This is a genomic window from Nostoc sp. (assembly GCF_036916735.1).
Classification (GTDB): domain Bacteria; phylum Cyanobacteriota; class Cyanobacteriia; order Cyanobacteriales; family Nostocaceae; genus Nostoc.
In genome coordinates this window covers 18,383-34,842 of record NZ_JBALFV010000028.1, presented here as the reverse complement: position 1 = coordinate 34,842, position 16,460 = coordinate 18,383, and the positions used below count along the sequence as shown (strand labels likewise).

Sequence of the window (16,460 nt, the reverse complement as noted above, 5' to 3'; positions counted from 1 at the left end):
AAACTGCTGTTATTTGGGCAAGCAGGAGAGGTAAAGGGAGAGATAAGCCTTAGTTACTAAATCATCCTGCAAAGGGAGCAACGCTGTAAATCTCAATTTTAAGCACGCCACCGGAGTATTTGACCCTTGACAGGATTCACAAATTCTCGTCTTTCAGCCACAGAACGAGCATACTCCCGCTTTAACTGGTAATACCATAGTGCCTGCATATCTGAGTCTTTAATCAGCCGCAGCACAGGATTATATTTCAAACCAATCTGTTGCTTTTCCACTACCGTTCGGTCTTGACCAAGGAAAGTCCGCGTCAGCACATGCATCAGTGGCTTAAAAAATCCTAGCCAAGGGAGTGTCCAGTAAAGAGCAAAAGTTACCTCTGTTTCTGTATCTGAAATCGGTGTAACTGCCGTTAAATTAACGACTCGATTATTATTAATAGTGGTTTCTTCTATTCTGACTCCGGGTAAACGAAAAGAAATCTCTGTTTCCGGGACACCACCGCCAATCAACCAGTATAATCGACCCGCATTCGCTGGTACTCGGTGTCGTGGGATCGTAAAGCCGTAGGGTGAAGGCTCGAATTGCTTTACTTCCTCATGCAATTGCTCATTTCGCCACCACCAAGCGCGATGAACATAAGGTGAATGAGCCGGGTCCATCAGACCTACTACCGCATGATCTATAAAACAAGGGAATTTTACCACCTCTACAAACTGGTGCGTTGGCGCAGCCCCCCGTAGGGATCGCTCATCAAACCCTGGAATTACCGGAATTTCCATCTCAGAAGCCGGTTGAGGGTTATCGCGATCGGGCATATATATCCAGATATTCCCTTGGGCTTCGCGAACACTATATGACTGCACATCAAAGCGACTCAAATCCATTTGCTGCTCCTCTACAAGAGAAGGTATCGCAGTACAGCGCCCAGCCGAGTTAAAGCGCCAACCGTGATAACAGCATTCAACTTCCTCTCCATTGAATCTCCCACAACTCAAAGGCACACCACGATGGGGACAAATGTCCGTCATTGCAGACACTTTGCCATCCTCGCTACGAACTAACAGCACCGGTTCTCCTAAGAAAATGCGGCTGATCATCGTACCCGGCTTGATTTGATTGCTGGGCAAAGCATAATACCAAGTATTACGTAATACAAAATTATCGTTATTTTTCATAACTTAATGGTGTCTGCCTTTGACACAAGGAAGGTGATGTTAGAAAACATTCTTTTAGGTTTTAAATTACTGTAGATAAATTCAACTGATACATTTATTGTTCGTGTTCGTAATTTTCTCAGATTTAGGTTGTTTTGGGATAACTGCGGGTGTGAAGTTGCATTATTCACCAGAAATTTGGACAAATATCGTTCTTTTTCGCGGGCCATCCAACTCAAAAAACAACACAGATTGCCAGGTTCCCAGAGCTAATTTACCATCGACGATGGGAATTATCTCACTCGTGGTCAGCATCATTGCCATCAAATGAGAATGAGCATTAATTGGTTCATCTTCTGGAACATCTCTTAAATGCAAATCATTATGCAAATAGCTATCTGACTCAGGTGCTAATTTTTGCAAGAACACTTTTATATCTTCTAATAATCTGACTTCATTTTCGTTGATAGCTAATGCTGTTGTCGTATGTCGAGAAAATACTAAAGCTTGTCCATTTTTAATTGATGTTGAGGCAATAAAATCTTGAATTTGTGGGGTAATATTATGAATATTAATTTTTGGCTCAGTTTCAATTTCAATTAACTTATTAATAATTGACATCTGTTGAATTTTATATTTGGGATTACAGACGAGGTACGCTAACACAGCTTAACGCCTTTTTAAAGGAGGCAGGAGGCAGGAATTGGATGACTCTCAACTCTTTACTATAGTTTCTAAACCTTGCACTAATCTCTCTATACCTTCTTTTACCGTCTCTTTTTGCAGCGCCCCATAAGCAACGCGTAGGTAGCATCCGTCATCCATGCCAAAGGTTGTACCTGGAATAACTGCTACTTTATGTTGTTGAATCAGTCTTTTGACTAACTCAAAAGCATCCATCTGGGTATGAACTTTGAGGAGAAAATAAAAAGCGCCATTGGCAGGAATAATGTTACATAAGCTTTGTAGACGGTTAAGGGAGTCTAATACTAGTTGGCGTACTTGAGCAATAGCTCCTATATTACTCTTCAAATACTCATCTTTTACCTGCAATGCCCCTAAAGCTGCATATTGAGAAATAACTGGCGGACAAATCAAAATTGTATCTTGGACTTTTTTAACAGCGACAAGTAAGTGTTTGGGAATCACCATGTAGCCAATGCGCCAACTGGCAAACCCGTATGCTTTGGAAAGGCTATAGAGAGAAATGGTGTACTTGCTACTACTCTCAAATGCACCAGGTGAAATGTGTTTTACCCCGTTATAGGTAAAGTATTCATAGGCTTCATCACTGATATGGTAAATGCCGCGAGTGGCACAAATTTGATTTACTTGCTGCAATGCGGCTTCTGAATAGACAACTCCTGTCGGATTATTTGGTGAAATTGTCACCACAGCCCGTGTTTTAGGGGTAATTGCTTGAGCGATCGCATCTGGGCGCAGTTGGTAATTTTCATCTGTCGCTACTAATACTGCACGACAACCAGCCATTGCGATCGCCATTTCGTGATTGAAATAGTAGGGCGTATTTAGAATAATTTCATCGCCTGGGTTAGTTATTGCAAGAATGGCATTCATAAATCCCATATTGCTCCCGGCTGTGACGACGATGCAGTTTTCCCTATTGATTTCAATGCCGTTGAAGGTTTGCAATTTTTCTACAAGTGCTGTCAGCAAGGGGGGAATTCCTTCAACTGATTTGTATAAATTATTAGTGGATTCGGCTAAGAATTTGGGTAAAAGTTCTATCGCTTCTGCTGGTGGACTGTAATAAACAACACCCTGTCCTAGAGAGATTGTTCCAGGAGAGTTTTTAATCAGTTCCCCAACCATAGGAATAATTGGCGACTGTACCGCCTGCATACGAGAGGTTAGGGATTCCATATTTCCTTACCTATCTACTTACCTAGCTTTAGTATCCCTTAATAAGGGACAACCGACTAGTAGAGCTTGGTGGAAATAAACTTCTCCCACACTGTATGCTTGCAACAATGTGGGAGTATGTCACTTTGGGGAAGTCAAAAGTTAAAAGTTCGTAGTGAGGACTTTAATCCTTATTTTCTAAGCACTTTAATGCTTACTACAAACCTGCAAAACTAGTTTAGACATTGTAGTAGGAGTATGTCAATCAATGGAAATCTGTTGAGGCCCACTTGCTTTGCCATTATGTGCATCTGTTGTGGTGCTAGTGTAGCTATTAGAGCGGCTCTGTTGATCTAGCCAGCTTTTTACAGGATCTTCTGCAAGATTGAGCCGAAGCACACCAGAGAATAGCCCACCGACAAATGAGACTGGATGCTGAATAAATTCTCTGAATATAGGTGACAATTCATTAATGAACATTTAGAGACTCCTGGCGGTGCCGTAAAAAATTATGACTTCTTGATTGATCGTAACCTGTTGAGCAATATATGGTTGGCTGTAACGCAATACAGTTAAGTTAAGCATTTCTTTCCTTCTTATCTTTGCGTCCTTGGCGGTAGCCTGCGGCAAACCCTTTGGGTTCGGGGGTGACGCTCGAAGACTCGCTAACGCTTCGCTATCGCAATCGACGGGAACCGCCAAGACTGCGACTCCCTCACCGATGCAGCGTCTATGTTAAAAAAATTGACCCTTCGGCTTCTCGTAGAGAAGCCAAACTGTTGACTTTGGCAAAGAATTTTAGCCCTAACCCAAGCGTGTTGGGCTGTAACGAAGTTACAAACTTTTTGGGCTTCAACTCGAACAATAAAATTCCCACTTCTTTAAGAAGAAGTAGGGAATCTGAGCCTGTTGCATCAAACTACAGAGAATCTATAAACTGCTGTACTTTTTCCAGGAGTGGCTGATGTTCGATTTGTTCTGCTAACTCTTGGGCGTTTTGGTAGCACGATCGCGCCATTTTTTTGCGTTTCGTTGTGGCGTAAAGGCTTCCCATATTCAGCAACGTTGAAATTTCTCCTAGTCCATCGCCGAGTTGTTGATAAATCGCAATGCCTTGCTTATAGAACTTCATTGCTTGCCGATGCTCTGACAGAGTGCTATAGGTATAACCAATGTTGTGAAGCGTTGTTGCTTCACCAGAGCGATCGCCAATTGCTCGACGTGTCAAAAGAACTTGAGAGTAGAGCAGTAGGGCTTGTTTGGGTTTTCCTAAATTACTATAGATAGAAGCAATATTATTTAAAGTGGTTGCTTCCCCAACCAAATTCTTCACAGCTCGTTGAATTGGAAGCGCTGCTTGAAAAAATTCTAGAGCTTCCTCAAACTTGCCTAAGACGTAGTAAGCAAACCCAATACCATTTAGGGTTGTTGCCTCACCAGAAAAGTCACCTAACAATCGGCGCATCCTCAAAATTTGGTGTTGTAACAGCAATGCCCGTTTCGGTTCTCCTAACTGGGTATAAATTAGAGCTACATCATTCAGAGTAGAAACTTCATTTTGAGTATCTTGCGATCGCCTAAATATTGGTAGTGCTTGGTCAAAATATTCCAACGCCTGCCAAAAGCGTCCAAGACGGCTGTAGGTAGAACCTAGATTGCTAAGTGCAGTTGCTTGTGCTGGTGCGTTGCCAATTTCAACAGCAACTGAAAGTGCCTGATGAAAACGCTCTAATGCTTTTTGAGGTTGCCAGCAACTGAGGTGAGCTAAACCAAGGTCATTTAATGTATGACCTTCTCTGGCTCGGTCTGGAATTGATCTAGCCAAGTGTAAATTCTTGGTTGCAAGCTCGAGAGACTCTTGAAATTCTCCCTGTTGGTAGTAGCGGCTTGCTTCGTCACGACGTTGTTCCCATTCTTTGACTTGATTTAAAGGTTGCGTCATCTGGCCTCAGTTGCATTCTGCAATAAATGGCAGGACATCTTTTAGGAATGAACCTCTCTTAGATTTCCCAAATTTTAACCTTAATCATCTATCTTTAGATATAATATTTAAATAAAAAATTATGGTATTGTTTCATACTTACAGGCATATCTTTGAAGTAATTAATACAAATAATTTAGAGAAATGCACAGTTATACGCCCCTCCTAAAGACCTAAAACATGTATTCTCTATAGCTTTATTGAGTTTGCAGCAGTGGTTTTTATATTTAGCAGTTGGTTCGCCGATGATTGTGTAAGCTGTGGAATCTAATATTTTTAAGATTGCAAAATGTAAAGGGAATCATCCGGCTGCCGTTGTGTGTATTGACTTTTGAGAGCCAGTTGCTTCTCTTTAAGACACTGCGCGAATAAGTCGGCAGAGCTGCTCAATAAATACACTGGCTCTTTTTGAATGCGTAACTTCTGCCGACCTGTACTAGTCTTGCGGTTTATATCTCAGGCATGGTATCAGAGTAGGAAGACAAACGCTACTTTAAACATGCGTGTTTTTTTCCAAACATTAAATATAATGCTCTTACTATGAGCATCTACCAATCTCTCAAAAAATCTTATAAGCAAGACCATCGCCCTGAGAATGACTGGCGGTTGTTTTTGCGTTTAGTGCCTTATGCCCGTCGTAACGGACGGCTGTTGGTGCTATCAATGGGCTTACTTGTACCGCTTGCCCTAGCTAATGCCGTACAACCACTGTTGATTGGCCAAGTTATCTCCCTAATTCGCAATGAATCAAGCACTTACGAATTTCTCAGGAATCGCCCCTTGTCTGAAGGGCTAAATATCTTGGAGGGATTATTGTTATTTGCGATCGCAAGCCGACTGATTTTAACAGCCTATCAGGGTTATTTAGTACAGAAGCTAGGGCAAAAAATCACCGCAGCAATTCGCCAAGACTTATTCCAGCATGTGACATCATTAGCAGTGCGCTTTTTTGACCGCACACCCATAGGTAAATTAATCACCAGAATCACCAGCGATGTGGAAGTGTTAGGCGATGTCTTTTCTACTGGGGCAATTGGCATTGTGTCTAATTTGTTTTCCATGCTGATGACTTTGGGTTTTATGTTTTCTATTGAATGGCAACTCACTTGCTTGCTGCTATTGATGTTGTTACCAATTAGCTGGTTAATTGTTTACATTCAGCAACAGTACCGCAAAGCCAATTACAAAGGGCGGGAAGAACTTTCTATATTGAACTCACAGTTACAAGAAAATGTGGTTGGCATTAACGTAGTGCAGTTGTTCCGCAGGGAAAAATTTAATGCTGAATTGTTTCGCGCTACAAATAGCCGCTACACTCAGCAAATGGATCAAACCATATTTTATGATTCATTTATTTCAGCAACCTTGGAATGGATTGGTCTGATTGCGATCGCAGCTGTTTTGTGCATGGGTGGTTCGTTACTATTAGGAAAAAGTTTAGCTTTTGGGACTTTATCTGCATTTATCTTGTATGCCCAGCAATTATTTAACCCTTTAAGGGATTTTGCGGAAAAATTTACTGTCATTCAAGCAGGTTTTACTGCAATAGAACGAGTAGGCGATATATTAGATGAACCGATAGAAATCCGCGATCGCGCCAATGTCCGGTTCTCAATATTTGATGCGAAATTTGGCTATATAGACGAGATAGTTGCCAATCTAGAATCCCCAGACCTTACTTCCTTACCTGAACTAGGAGAAATTCGTTTTGATCACGTCTGGTTTGCTTACAAAAATGATGATTACGTGATTAAAGACTTAGATTTCACCATTCATCCGGGTGAAAAAGTGGCGTTAGTCGGCCCTACAGGTGCGGGTAAAACTTCGATTATCCGTCTTTTATGCCGCCTCTACGAACCCACACTAGGACGCATTCTCATAGATGGCGTAGATATTCGGGATGTACCACAGGCAGAACTGCGACGTTACATGGCAGTAATTTTCCAAGAAGGCTTTTTGTTTGCTGGCGATATTAAAAGCAACATTTCTTTAGGGGATGGCTATACCATTGAACAAATTCGACAAGCAGCAGAGCAAACCAACATTGCCCAGTTTATAGAAGAACTACCCCAAGGCTATGATACTCAACTACGAGAACGGGGCACAAATATTTCTAGTGGTCAAAAGCAACTATTAGCTTTTGCGCGGGCTGCCATTCGCAATCCCCAAATTTTGGTACTAGATGAAGCTACCGCTAGTTTAGATGTTGGTACAGAAGCTTTAGTTCAAGAAGCATTAAACCAGCTTTTGCTCAGACGTACCGCTATTATTATCGCTCACCGCCTGTCTACGATTCGGAATGTAGACCGAATTTTTGTTCTCAAGCGTGGCGAATTAATCGAACAGGGAAGCCACGAGCAATTACTGCAAGAAGGAGGCCTTTATGCCACTTTGCATAATTTACAGATGTTAGGAACTTAGACAATATGTAAGTCAAAAACTAGCATTTACTACAAAAATAACTTCAGTTTTAGTGCAGACAGTCAGCTTATTGCCTCAACTAACGCGATGTGCAACTTATTGTTCAAACTCTACTTCCATTCCTCTCCCCGAAGTAAAGAGAGGCTTTAAGCTTGCTCTCCTTTCCTTGTAGGGAAGGGATTAGAGGTTGGGTTTGAGAGAAAGTTGCACACCGCGTCAACTAGTGAAAAAACAGTGAAACTATGAAGCATTGATGGCATTTTACTTGTCATATTGTAAGTGAGTGATTAAGCGGACATAATATGAAGTGGGTTGCGATGCGGCGTATAATTATCTGAAGAATAAATAACTAAATATCTGTGACGAATCTACACCAACAGGTGAAATAGTAATAAAGATGTGTAGCTTAAACACAAGCTTAAAAATTGTGTTCCCAACTCCAATTCTTGATAAGATTTCCAGCATAATTGCTTATTGACAAATAGTTGATAATCTTAAATAGTCACTAATGATAAAAGAGGGTTGACATCAAGTCTGGTTAATCACTTCTTATTAAAATCTCTCTGTATCTTTGCTTGCTCACCTCAGCCTTAACAACAAGTCTTCAACCAGATATGATTATGATTCCAGGCTTAATTGATCACAGACCCTAATAAAAAAGCTGAAGAGAGTTTTTCATTACATCTGTTGATAGAGTTTTAATCAGTATTAATCATGCTTTAGAGAGATTGAAAGAAAATGAGAAAATTTTAAAAATAGATTTAAGATTTTAATTTTTATTAAGTGTTAAATGAATATACTCTGTCTGTTTTCCTGGAGATGGAAAAATGGTTTTTATGGAAAGTAAGCGTTTGCAAGAAGTTGTTGACTTTCCAGCTACACAACTATATAAGGACTTTTCCCAAGCTTTAGTCCAAACACCACCCTTACAGCATTGTGAAGCCTGCGTGATTATTCCAGTCCGTGATGAAGCGCAGACGTTGGCAGTTACCCTTGCTGCTTTAATGCATCAAGTCGATCTTAAAGGGCAGCCTTTAGATCCTAAACGTTACGAAATTATTTTGTTAGCAAATAATTGCAGCGATAATTCAGCAGCGATCGCCAAAGAATTTGCTCAACAACATCCAGAGTTAGCACTGCACGTAGTTGAAAAAACTCTGCCTCCAGAAGAAGCTTACATTGGTCGAGTACGCCAGATTTTGATGGATGAGGCATACCGCCGTCTGTACAGTTTGGGACGCAGACGGGGGATAATTGCTTCAACCGATGGCGACTCACAAGTTAGCTCAACTTGGATCGCTGCAACCCTGTACGAAATTGCTTGCGGTGCTGATGCTGTAGGAGGACGAATTCTCACCGATGGCGCTGAACGCTCTAATCTAGACTCCTATGCCAGAGCTTGCTATCTGCGCGATGTAGGCCATCGTTACTTAATTGCAGAATTAGAAACTTACCTCGATCCCGACCCTTATGACGGTTTTCCTCGGCACTTTCAACACTATGGGGCAAGTCTAGCAGTGACGGCAGAAATGTATGCACTGGCAGGAGGCTTACCACCTGTGCGGACTCTTGAAGATGTAGCATTTTATCGTGCTTTAGTGCGAGTCAACGCTCGTTTTCGCCACAGTCCATTAGTAAAAGTAGTAACTTCGGCAAGACAAACTGGACGGGTTAACATTGGTTTGGCGTACCAGTTGAGTGAGTGGGCAAAAATGGGACAGCGACAGCAATCATATTTAGTAGAGTCAGCGGCTGCTATTGAAACTCGTTTTACTGCACGTCGCCAATTACGAGTAATGTGGTGGTGCGTTCTTAATGGCTATCAATTAACTCATACTAGAGTCGTCCCCTTGGCAGATATGTTAGGAGTTTCACCCCAATGGCTTGTGCAAAAATTAATCCAACCTTGTACCTTTGGTCAGTTGTTTGAACAAGTTGAACAGCGTCAGCACGAAGAAGAAATTTGGCTTAAGCGTTGGCCAAATGTAGAGATTAGGCAAGCAATTCAAGACTTACGCCTACGCCTTGAAAACTTGCGTCGAGGTTAAAAGACTGGGGACTAGGTAAAAAGGGAAAAGGAATGATTTTTTCCTTTCCTCCTTATCGCTTTCCCTTCCCTTTGTCCCAAATCCCTGATACCCAGTCCCTTTTTAGACTCGCTCGAATAGATCGAGTCGATATTCTTCCTCCCGTTGACCTTTTAAATGCCGTAGTTTTGGGGTCAACTCAAAAAACGAGTCGTGAACTTCATCCCCACGCAGAGGATAATCACGGACATAGAGTGTCCAATGAACTAAAAGTAAATGTCCTCCCGGTTCCAGGTGTTCTAGAATGCGCTGTTGGGATTTTTTCAGGTCTTCCCAGCACCAGTAATAGCCAACTTCCGAGACTAGGGTCAAATCAAACATTTCATCAGGATATTGCTCTGGGACACGCATAATCTCGAACTTAACGTTAGAAAGATGCTGACAGCGCTCTATTGCTCTATCCTGCGCTAGCTTTGACACATCAATCGAGAGCAGTGAGTCACAACGCTTTTGCAGTTTCTCAGTTAAAACGCCAATAGAACCACCGATTTCAAAGGCAGACCGATAGCGCTCTTTGGGTAGAGCTGCGATTGTAGCGGCATATTTGTTAGCTTCGTAATCGCTGGTCTCGAACTTCCACGGATCGGGGTCTTTGCTGTAGATGTTATCAAAGAAGCTGGGTGGTAGGGAATTGGATTGTAATGGGTTCATCGGTTTTCCTCTATATAAACTTCCCAAGGATGAGTAAAATTCGCTAACATTTCCGCACTGAGGCGAAAGCCTTCTGGGTCGTCGTCAATTAAGTCTGTAATTTGGGAGCGATAAGCAGCGATCGCTTGCTGTTTCAACTCCACCACTGCGCCAATATTCAACCGCCAGGTTGTCACCTCTAAAGATTCTGGTAAACTCCCCCTTTGCTCTAAGTCCCAGTCCCAAATGGGATACTCAATCAATCGGGGCGATAGACCTAAGTTTTCTAGCGCCGTGTAAATTAATTTCCAGGTCGCTCGGTGGTCTGGATGAGGGTCGTACCGCCACGGTAAAAAGATAATTTGTGGGGCAACTTTTGTCAGATAAGCACGACAACTGGCTAGTGCGCTTTTATACTGTGCTGTAATTGACCCATCTTGCATTCTACAAAAGCTAATAGCATTAACTCCCACACCCAGCAATCTCAACGCCGATAGTGTTTCAGTTTCCCGCAGAGCTAGCAGTGCAGGTGCAGGATATTTCAGAGATTTAGGGTGTGAAAGCGTACCGTCACTAATGACTAAAACTTGCACATCACACTTTAAAGAACGCAATAGAGCGATCGCACCTCCACAACCCAACGTCTCATCATCAGGATGAGGTGCTACGACTAGTACCGGACTACAGGCGATTGACTCAATTGAACGCCAGGGCAAAATACTGGGATTGGTTAGCGGTGAGGTAACACTGATTTTATTCATCATTCCACAGCAAAGATGCAGGGTTACTTTGATCCAAGACATACTGTCCGACGTTTGCTAAAGCCGCATCAAAAGCAGGTTGTCGCAGATATAGGGTTAAATCTCGGATAATGCGTTCCATTGGATTTGGTGGTAATAAGCCACGAGTACCAACTGAACGTTCGCACAGCTGCATGACATCAATGCAAATTTGTTCAATTGCCGTTCTCACCATATTTGCATAGGCGACAAGTTGATCTGCTTGGGCGTTAGGAACTGTGGGATCGCCACCAAACACAGGCGCATACGCTGCTACTCTATCCGCAGCTCCTTGTAGCCAGAGATTACCACTTTCAATAGCGATCGCCATTTTACCAAGCCGTTCTTTTTGGTATGGGTCGTTTGTATATTTCAACTGCTGGAGATATTGACGAGTTAGGTCAAATAGTGCTTCCGCCCCACCCAGTTGCACAGCAGCAAAGCGAATTACTCCAGCAGACAACCACGGTTGTCGATAATAGTCATTTGGCTGACCGATTAATGCACTCTGCTCTAACTTCACACCGCTAAAATCTACTTTAAAGCTAGCAGTTGCTCGCATCCCAAAAGGTTGCCACCAAGTTGGGTCGCTAACTGTCTGCACTTCATCCATCGGCACAATGCACATTTGCCAACCCCCATCGGGCAATGCTCCATTCACGAAAGGACGTTCCAGATAGCCTGCACCAGTACAAAAAGTTTTAGAACCTTCTAACTGATAGCGATCGTTCTCAAGGGAGATAACTTTGACACCATCAGACGCTTCAGCATTCCAAACTCCAAAGATTCTGTGGTGATCACGAGCATCACAGGCGTAGGCGGCAATTTGTTCTCTAGTACCGAAGGTCTGAATCAGTTGCAGTGCATTAACGTGCCCTTCATAAATTCGACCAACCGCTAGGTTACCGCGTCCTATTTGCTTTAGGAGTATCAACACCTCCTGGGTAACATTAGCATCAATTCCTGCACCCCACCCGCCTAACTCTTGAGCCAACGGTACAGCCAATAAACCAGCCTCAGCAATTAGCTCAAACTCGCGTTTAGGAAAAGCGCCATTGCTATCTATATTAGTAGCATTAGCTGCACAATACTCAGCAATTTCCCTAGCACGTCCTAAAGCAAGAGCAATGTTTGAATCCTTCGATTTCTGGATGACAACATCCTTTGATAGTTGAGTAATAATAGCGATATCCTTTATTTAACATTTCTTTATCTACTGATAAAGATAATAATATTAAATTGATCCATACCTCTATCTTCTGCGTGATTTTGCGCTGAATAAATGGAATTAAGTGAACTACCTACACTATAGCGTAGGTCAATGTAAGCTTCACAATTCATTAAGGATTGCTTCTGTGAAGTTGTCACTTAATTTATTAGAAGGGATAGGTACGCCGACTATGCTGCAACAGTATCTAACGATCGCTAGTAAATAGATGCTAGTAACTCTTTATTCAGGTTTTTTAACATTTACTCTTGTTGTCGAACCTCTGCCTCTAGCTAGGGAATAATTGAAGATAGATATAAGAATAAATTTAAGCTTGGTTTTTGTAATAAATAATACAATATAAATCTATAAAATTACGTAATAATCGTGTTAGTTGGAAAGCCATGGACAAATCCATTGCTCTAGCTATTCCCACTGGATCGTAGTTGGTACAGTCACTCATGAGGGAAATCTACTCTCCAGAGCGCTGCTTTACCAGTCGCATAAAATTTATATGCTCATTCTGGCTTTAGCTTTAAAAAGAATTCTTTCTTGATAACAAGCAAGGGACTTGAAATCCAGCGAGTGCAATGCAATAATGGCAAACTTAAAGCCAGTGGGAGACTTGAAAATTGATCAGGATCTCGATTATCAGCAACGAGCATGGATTATCCAACGCATCGGTGGGCTGGTTACCACACTGGTCATTTTAGCAGGAGTGCTTGAAGCGTTTGTAACTGGTCTGTTGAGCAACGCCAAGGCAGGTAAGCAAACCCACGCCCTACGGGCACAGCAATGTTCTCTACGACAGATAGATATGTTTTAAATAGATGAAAACTGCTGTAACTCCTAACTCTTAAAAAAATCCCCACTCAAGCAAACGCTTGAGTGGGTAATATGAGGTGGGACAAGATAATCTTCCCAAAAGAAGTAGGGGAATTATTTGCTCTCTGTAAAATCAGCATCAATTACATCATCGCCACTACCAGAGCTAGATGTGGAACCACCATCTTGGGGTTCAGCACCAGGTGTAGTACTGTTCCCAGCTTGTTGATAAATATTGCTACCAACAGCAAATAGCGCTTGTTGCAATTCTGGCGTGAGCTTTTTGATTTGCTCATCGTCTTCTTTAGCAACTGCTTCCCGCAGTTCTTTCACCAAACCTTCGACTTTAGTCTTGTCAGCAGCCGGAACTTTATCGCCTAATTCTTGTAGCTGCTTTTCAGCTTGGTATGCCAAAGAGTCGGCTTGGTTCTTGCGTTCAATCTTCTCACGACGTTCTTTGTCAGATGAAGCGTTTTGTTCTGCTTCTCTTACCATCCGGTCAACGTCATTTTTATCCAGGGTGGAAGCGCCGGTTATGCTGATGGACTGTTCTTTACCAGTACCTTTGTCCTTAGCGGTGACGTTAAGGATACCGTTAGCGTCAATATCGAACACCACTTCAATTTGAGGAACGCCGCGTGGTGCAGGAGGAATACCATCAAGGCGGAAGGTTCCTAAGCTCTTGTTATCGTTAGAGAATTCGCGTTCACCTTGGAGGACGTGAATTTCTACGTTGGTTTGTCCATCCACAGCAGTGGAGAAGACTTCTGATTTCTTGGTAGGAATTGTAGTGTTGCGGGGGATAATTTTGGTCATCACGCCGCCCAATGTTTCCACACCCAAAGATAGCGGTGTCACGTCTAAGAGCAAAATGCCAGTTACATCACCAGCCAGTACCCCTGCTTGAATGGCCGCACCAACTGCTACGACTTCATCGGGGTTCACACTTTGGTTAGGATCTTTACCCAATACTTGCTTCACAATCTGCTGCACAGCAGGAATCCGGGTAGAACCACCAACTAACACCACTTCATCAATATCACCTTTGTTCAACTTGGCATCCCGAAGGGCGTTTTCCACAGGAATACGGCAACGGTCGATTAAGTCAGAGCAAAGTTCTTCAAACTGAGCGCGAGTTAGGGTTGTATCCAGGTGCTTTGGCCCATCCTGGGTTGCAGTGATAAATGGTAGGTTGATTTCTGCTTGGCTGACACTAGAAAGCTCAATTTTGGCTTTTTCTGCGGCTTCAGTCAGACGTTGTAAGGCTTGCTTGTCTTTCCGTAGGTCAATACCTTCGGCTTTTCTAAACTTCTCAGCTAAGAAGTCAACTATTTTTTTATCGAAGTCGTCACCGCCGAGGTGGGTATCACCAGATGTGGCTAATACTTCAAAAACTCCATCTCCTACTTCCAGCACGGATACGTCGAAGGTACCACCACCAAGGTCAAACACGAGGATGGTTTCGTTACTCTTCTTGTCGAATCCATAAGCCAAAGAAGCGGCAGTAGGCTCGTTAATAATCCGTAGAACTTCAATCCCGGCAATTTTACCAGCGTCTTTTGTCGCTTGGCGTTGCGAGTCGTTGAAGTATGCCGGAACAGTGATTACAGCTTGGGTTACAGTTTCACCCAGATATTTGCTGGCGTCTTCAACTAGTTTGCGAAGAACTTTTGCAGAAATTTCTTCAGAAGCAAACGGTTTACCAGCTATCGGACAATCTAATTTCACATTGCCATTGCTGCTGAGGACTTTGTAAGAAACTTCCGTAGCTTCGTTACCAACTTCATCGTAGCGGCGTCCGATAAAGCGTTTGACTGAGTAAAACGTATTTTCGGGGTTCATCACCGCTTGGCGTTTGGCGATTTGGCCAACCAAGTTGTCGCCATTTTTCGCAAATGCGACTACTGATGGCGTTGTCCGAAAACCTTCAGCATTAGCAATTACTGTGGGTTTACCACCTTCCATCACTGCCACGCAGGAGTTCGTTGTTCCTAAGTCAATTCCAACTACTTTTGCCATTTTAGGTGCTGGCTCCGTATAACTACAAATGAATGAATGAGAATATAAAGGACTAAATTTTGAACCAACAGGGTCAATAAATCAGCCATTTCAGCATGAATACCTTTGTTTTGGCTTTTCTGGGGTTAAAACTCCAGATATGCTGATATATATACTGAAGCTTAGTGGTAGCCAGTCCATGAAGGGTGGTTTCCCGAACCTTGCTTAGGACGGTTAAACTAACTAAATAGTTTTTTTAGTTATTTCATGGATTTATTGCCTTCACTCTGTCTAATGTATGAGAATTAATACTTTCAGTAATTAGGGTGAACCGTAACGGTAGAGTCGTGTTTGCCGTCTTTAAAAGTAATAAATTACAAAAGTATTGAGGATAGAACAAAATTAAAGGGCGCGTAGGCGTAGCCCGCACTAACACTCAGCACTCAGCACTTACTCAAGTCTAGAGAAAAGAGTTTCCCAGTTAATTGCAGGCGGCCTTTGTCCCTGGTTGACTATTTCAAAAATTTTCCTGGAACTACTTGGGTGTAAAAGGCATTTTACACAAGCGTTTGCTACATCAATATGGCTGGTATCACCCGAAATAACTTGCCTACCACCATTTGCCCCACGCCACCAGTAGCACCTGCAACTACTACCAAATCTTCAACTGAATCAAAAGAATTGATCAACTGCCTTTGAGATGGTCTATTGTTAATCTACTTAAAAAATGTGATTGCCTATGGTGAGGCGTAGCCTATCACCAAAGATAGATCCAGATTAAAGATTTGGGCGTTGCTGAATCAGAGTATGAATTGACATTTTTGATCTGACTAAACTTTTTCATCTAACTAAACAACGATTCTTTGCGCCTTTGTGTCTTTGTGTGAGACTAATTCATACTTTCAATCAGCAACGCCCAAGATAGTATACCAAGAACTTATGTTGAGTCCACCCCTGAGTACGCCAATCGGATTTGATTGATTGCTGTTGCTTTTAAGGCTGGCAAGGGTGAAACAATTGGTGCAGTCATTCTTATCGATCAGCTACCAGATAATTACTGAAAAACATGGTGGATCTTTGCAATGCATTTTCTCACCAAGATAGGGTGCAGAGTTTGTCATTGCAATCCCGATTCGAGAAGCGAAATCAGCACCATCATCAATCTGCGATCGCCACGCTCGGTAAGAAAATCAGCACAACTATTTTTCAGCTAATAACTGCGATCGCACTTATAGAGGAAATTGCACAGCAGCTTTTGCTTAAGTAAAGTAGTATTCCACCCTACATATACTTAGATTTTTCAATGCTATACATTGGCGATCGCCCGACATAACAAAATAGAAATGTCATATTTCTACCCAATGCATCTAACCAACTTGGAGTCTATTAGCATCAGGTTCTCGACCGAGAATGTCACGATATAAATTGCTAATTTTATCTCTACATTCATTTTTGGAGATGTCTAATGACAGATACTAAGTTTGATTGCAATTTGGTATTATTTTAGTCTGCAGAGAT

At 42.3% G+C, this 16,460-nt stretch carries 13 protein-coding genes; 4 read left to right on the top strand and 9 right to left on the bottom strand.

The features are described 5' to 3' along the window. Positions 1–98 precede the first annotated feature (98 nt). The 5 genes from V7L20_RS07060 to V7L20_RS07040 all read right to left on the bottom strand — a co-directional run bounded on the left by V7L20_RS07060 (position 99) and on the right by V7L20_RS07040 (position 4,956). Complete coding sequence (locus V7L20_RS07060) at positions 99–1,172, bottom strand: aromatic ring-hydroxylating dioxygenase subunit alpha (protein ID WP_334743385.1); 1,074 nt, start codon at positions 1,170–1,172, stop codon at positions 99–101. Between the two features lie 162 nt (positions 1,173–1,334). After that, a complete protein-coding gene (locus tag V7L20_RS07055) occupies positions 1,335–1,772 on the bottom strand; it encodes a secondary thiamine-phosphate synthase enzyme YjbQ (protein WP_334743384.1) in 438 nt (145 codons plus the stop codon). Positions 1,773–1,865: 93 nt separating this feature from the next. Then, complete coding sequence (locus V7L20_RS07050; protein WP_334743383.1) at positions 1,866–3,035, bottom strand: pyridoxal phosphate-dependent aminotransferase; 1,170 nt, start codon at positions 3,033–3,035, stop codon at positions 1,866–1,868. A gap of 240 nt (positions 3,036–3,275) precedes the next feature. Next, complete coding sequence (locus tag V7L20_RS07045) at positions 3,276–3,494, bottom strand: hypothetical protein (protein ID WP_334743382.1); 219 nt, start codon at positions 3,492–3,494, stop codon at positions 3,276–3,278. A 439-nt stretch (positions 3,495–3,933) separates the two neighbouring features. Beyond that, the gene (locus tag V7L20_RS07040) at positions 3,934–4,956 is read right to left on the bottom strand and encodes a tetratricopeptide repeat protein (protein ID WP_334743381.1); all 1,023 of its coding nucleotides are present in this window, start codon (positions 4,954–4,956) and stop codon (positions 3,934–3,936) included. Positions 4,957–5,535: 579 nt separating this feature from the next. Here V7L20_RS07040 and V7L20_RS07035 point away from each other — a divergent pair. Next, positions 5,536–7,416: an ABC transporter ATP-binding protein gene (locus V7L20_RS07035; RefSeq protein WP_334743380.1), complete on the top strand. Its 1,881-nt coding sequence runs from the start codon at positions 5,536–5,538 to the stop codon at positions 7,414–7,416. 836 nt (positions 7,417–8,252) lie between these two features. Further along, complete coding sequence (locus tag V7L20_RS07030; protein ID WP_334743379.1) at positions 8,253–9,464, top strand: glycosyltransferase; 1,212 nt, start codon at positions 8,253–8,255, stop codon at positions 9,462–9,464. Positions 9,465–9,566: 102 nt separating this feature from the next. On the opposite strand, the gene V7L20_RS07025 is transcribed toward V7L20_RS07030, so the two are convergent. Genes V7L20_RS07025 through V7L20_RS07015 form a run of 3 tightly spaced genes read right to left on the bottom strand, consistent with a single transcriptional unit; the run spans position 9,567 to position 11,978 of the window. Beyond that, positions 9,567–10,154: a class I SAM-dependent DNA methyltransferase gene (locus V7L20_RS07025; RefSeq protein ID WP_334743378.1), complete on the bottom strand. Its 588-nt coding sequence runs from the start codon at positions 10,152–10,154 to the stop codon at positions 9,567–9,569. Beyond that, entirely contained in the window at positions 10,151–10,897 is a 747-nt protein-coding gene (locus V7L20_RS07020) for a PIG-L deacetylase family protein (RefSeq protein ID WP_334743377.1), read from the bottom strand. The genes V7L20_RS07025 and V7L20_RS07020 overlap by 4 nt, the downstream gene beginning before the upstream one ends. Continuing rightward, the gene (locus V7L20_RS07015) at positions 10,887–11,978 is read right to left on the bottom strand and encodes an acyl-CoA dehydrogenase family protein (RefSeq protein ID WP_334743435.1); all 1,092 of its coding nucleotides are present in this window, start codon (positions 11,976–11,978) and stop codon (positions 10,887–10,889) included. Before V7L20_RS07015 ends, V7L20_RS07020 begins: the two co-directional genes overlap by 11 nt. Before the next feature lie 739 nt (positions 11,979–12,717). Between V7L20_RS07015 and V7L20_RS07010 the strand changes: the two genes are divergently transcribed. Further along, on the top strand, positions 12,718–12,945 hold the full coding sequence (locus tag V7L20_RS07010; RefSeq protein ID WP_334743376.1) for a hypothetical protein: 228 nt from the start codon (positions 12,718–12,720) through the stop codon (positions 12,943–12,945). Between the two features lie 113 nt (positions 12,946–13,058). Here the strand turns inward: V7L20_RS07010 and dnaK are convergent, their stop codons facing one another. After that, complete coding sequence (gene dnaK / locus V7L20_RS07005) at positions 13,059–14,963, bottom strand: molecular chaperone DnaK (protein WP_334743375.1); 1,905 nt, start codon at positions 14,961–14,963, stop codon at positions 13,059–13,061. Between the two features lie 1,099 nt (positions 14,964–16,062). On the opposite strand from dnaK, the gene V7L20_RS07000 reads away from it, so the two are divergent. Next, on the top strand, positions 16,063–16,209 hold the full coding sequence (locus tag V7L20_RS07000) for a hypothetical protein (protein WP_334743374.1): 147 nt from the start codon (positions 16,063–16,065) through the stop codon (positions 16,207–16,209). Positions 16,210–16,460 lie beyond the last annotated feature (251 nt).

Coding starts and splice junctions, on each gene's coding strand:
- V7L20_RS07060 (WP_334743385.1), bottom strand. CDS start 1,172: ATGAAAAATAACGATAATTTTGTATTACGTAATACTTGGTATTATGCT.
- V7L20_RS07055 (WP_334743384.1), bottom strand. CDS start 1,772: ATGTCAATTATTAATAAGTTAATTGAAATTGAAACTGAGCCAAAAATT.
- V7L20_RS07050 (WP_334743383.1), bottom strand. CDS start 3,035: ATGGAATCCCTAACCTCTCGTATGCAGGCGGTACAGTCGCCAATTATT.
- V7L20_RS07045 (WP_334743382.1), bottom strand. CDS start 3,494: ATGTTCATTAATGAATTGTCACCTATATTCAGAGAATTTATTCAGCAT.
- V7L20_RS07040 (WP_334743381.1), bottom strand. CDS start 4,956: ATGACGCAACCTTTAAATCAAGTCAAAGAATGGGAACAACGTCGTGAC.
- V7L20_RS07035 (WP_334743380.1), top strand. CDS start 5,536: ATGAGCATCTACCAATCTCTCAAAAAATCTTATAAGCAAGACCATCGC.
- V7L20_RS07030 (WP_334743379.1), top strand. CDS start 8,253: ATGGAAAGTAAGCGTTTGCAAGAAGTTGTTGACTTTCCAGCTACACAA.
- V7L20_RS07025 (WP_334743378.1), bottom strand. CDS start 10,154: ATGAACCCATTACAATCCAATTCCCTACCACCCAGCTTCTTTGATAAC.
- V7L20_RS07020 (WP_334743377.1), bottom strand. CDS start 10,897: ATGATGAATAAAATCAGTGTTACCTCACCGCTAACCAATCCCAGTATT.
- V7L20_RS07010 (WP_334743376.1), top strand. CDS start 12,718: ATGGCAAACTTAAAGCCAGTGGGAGACTTGAAAATTGATCAGGATCTC.
- dnaK (WP_334743375.1), bottom strand. CDS start 14,963: ATGGCAAAAGTAGTTGGAATTGACTTAGGAACAACGAACTCCTGCGTG.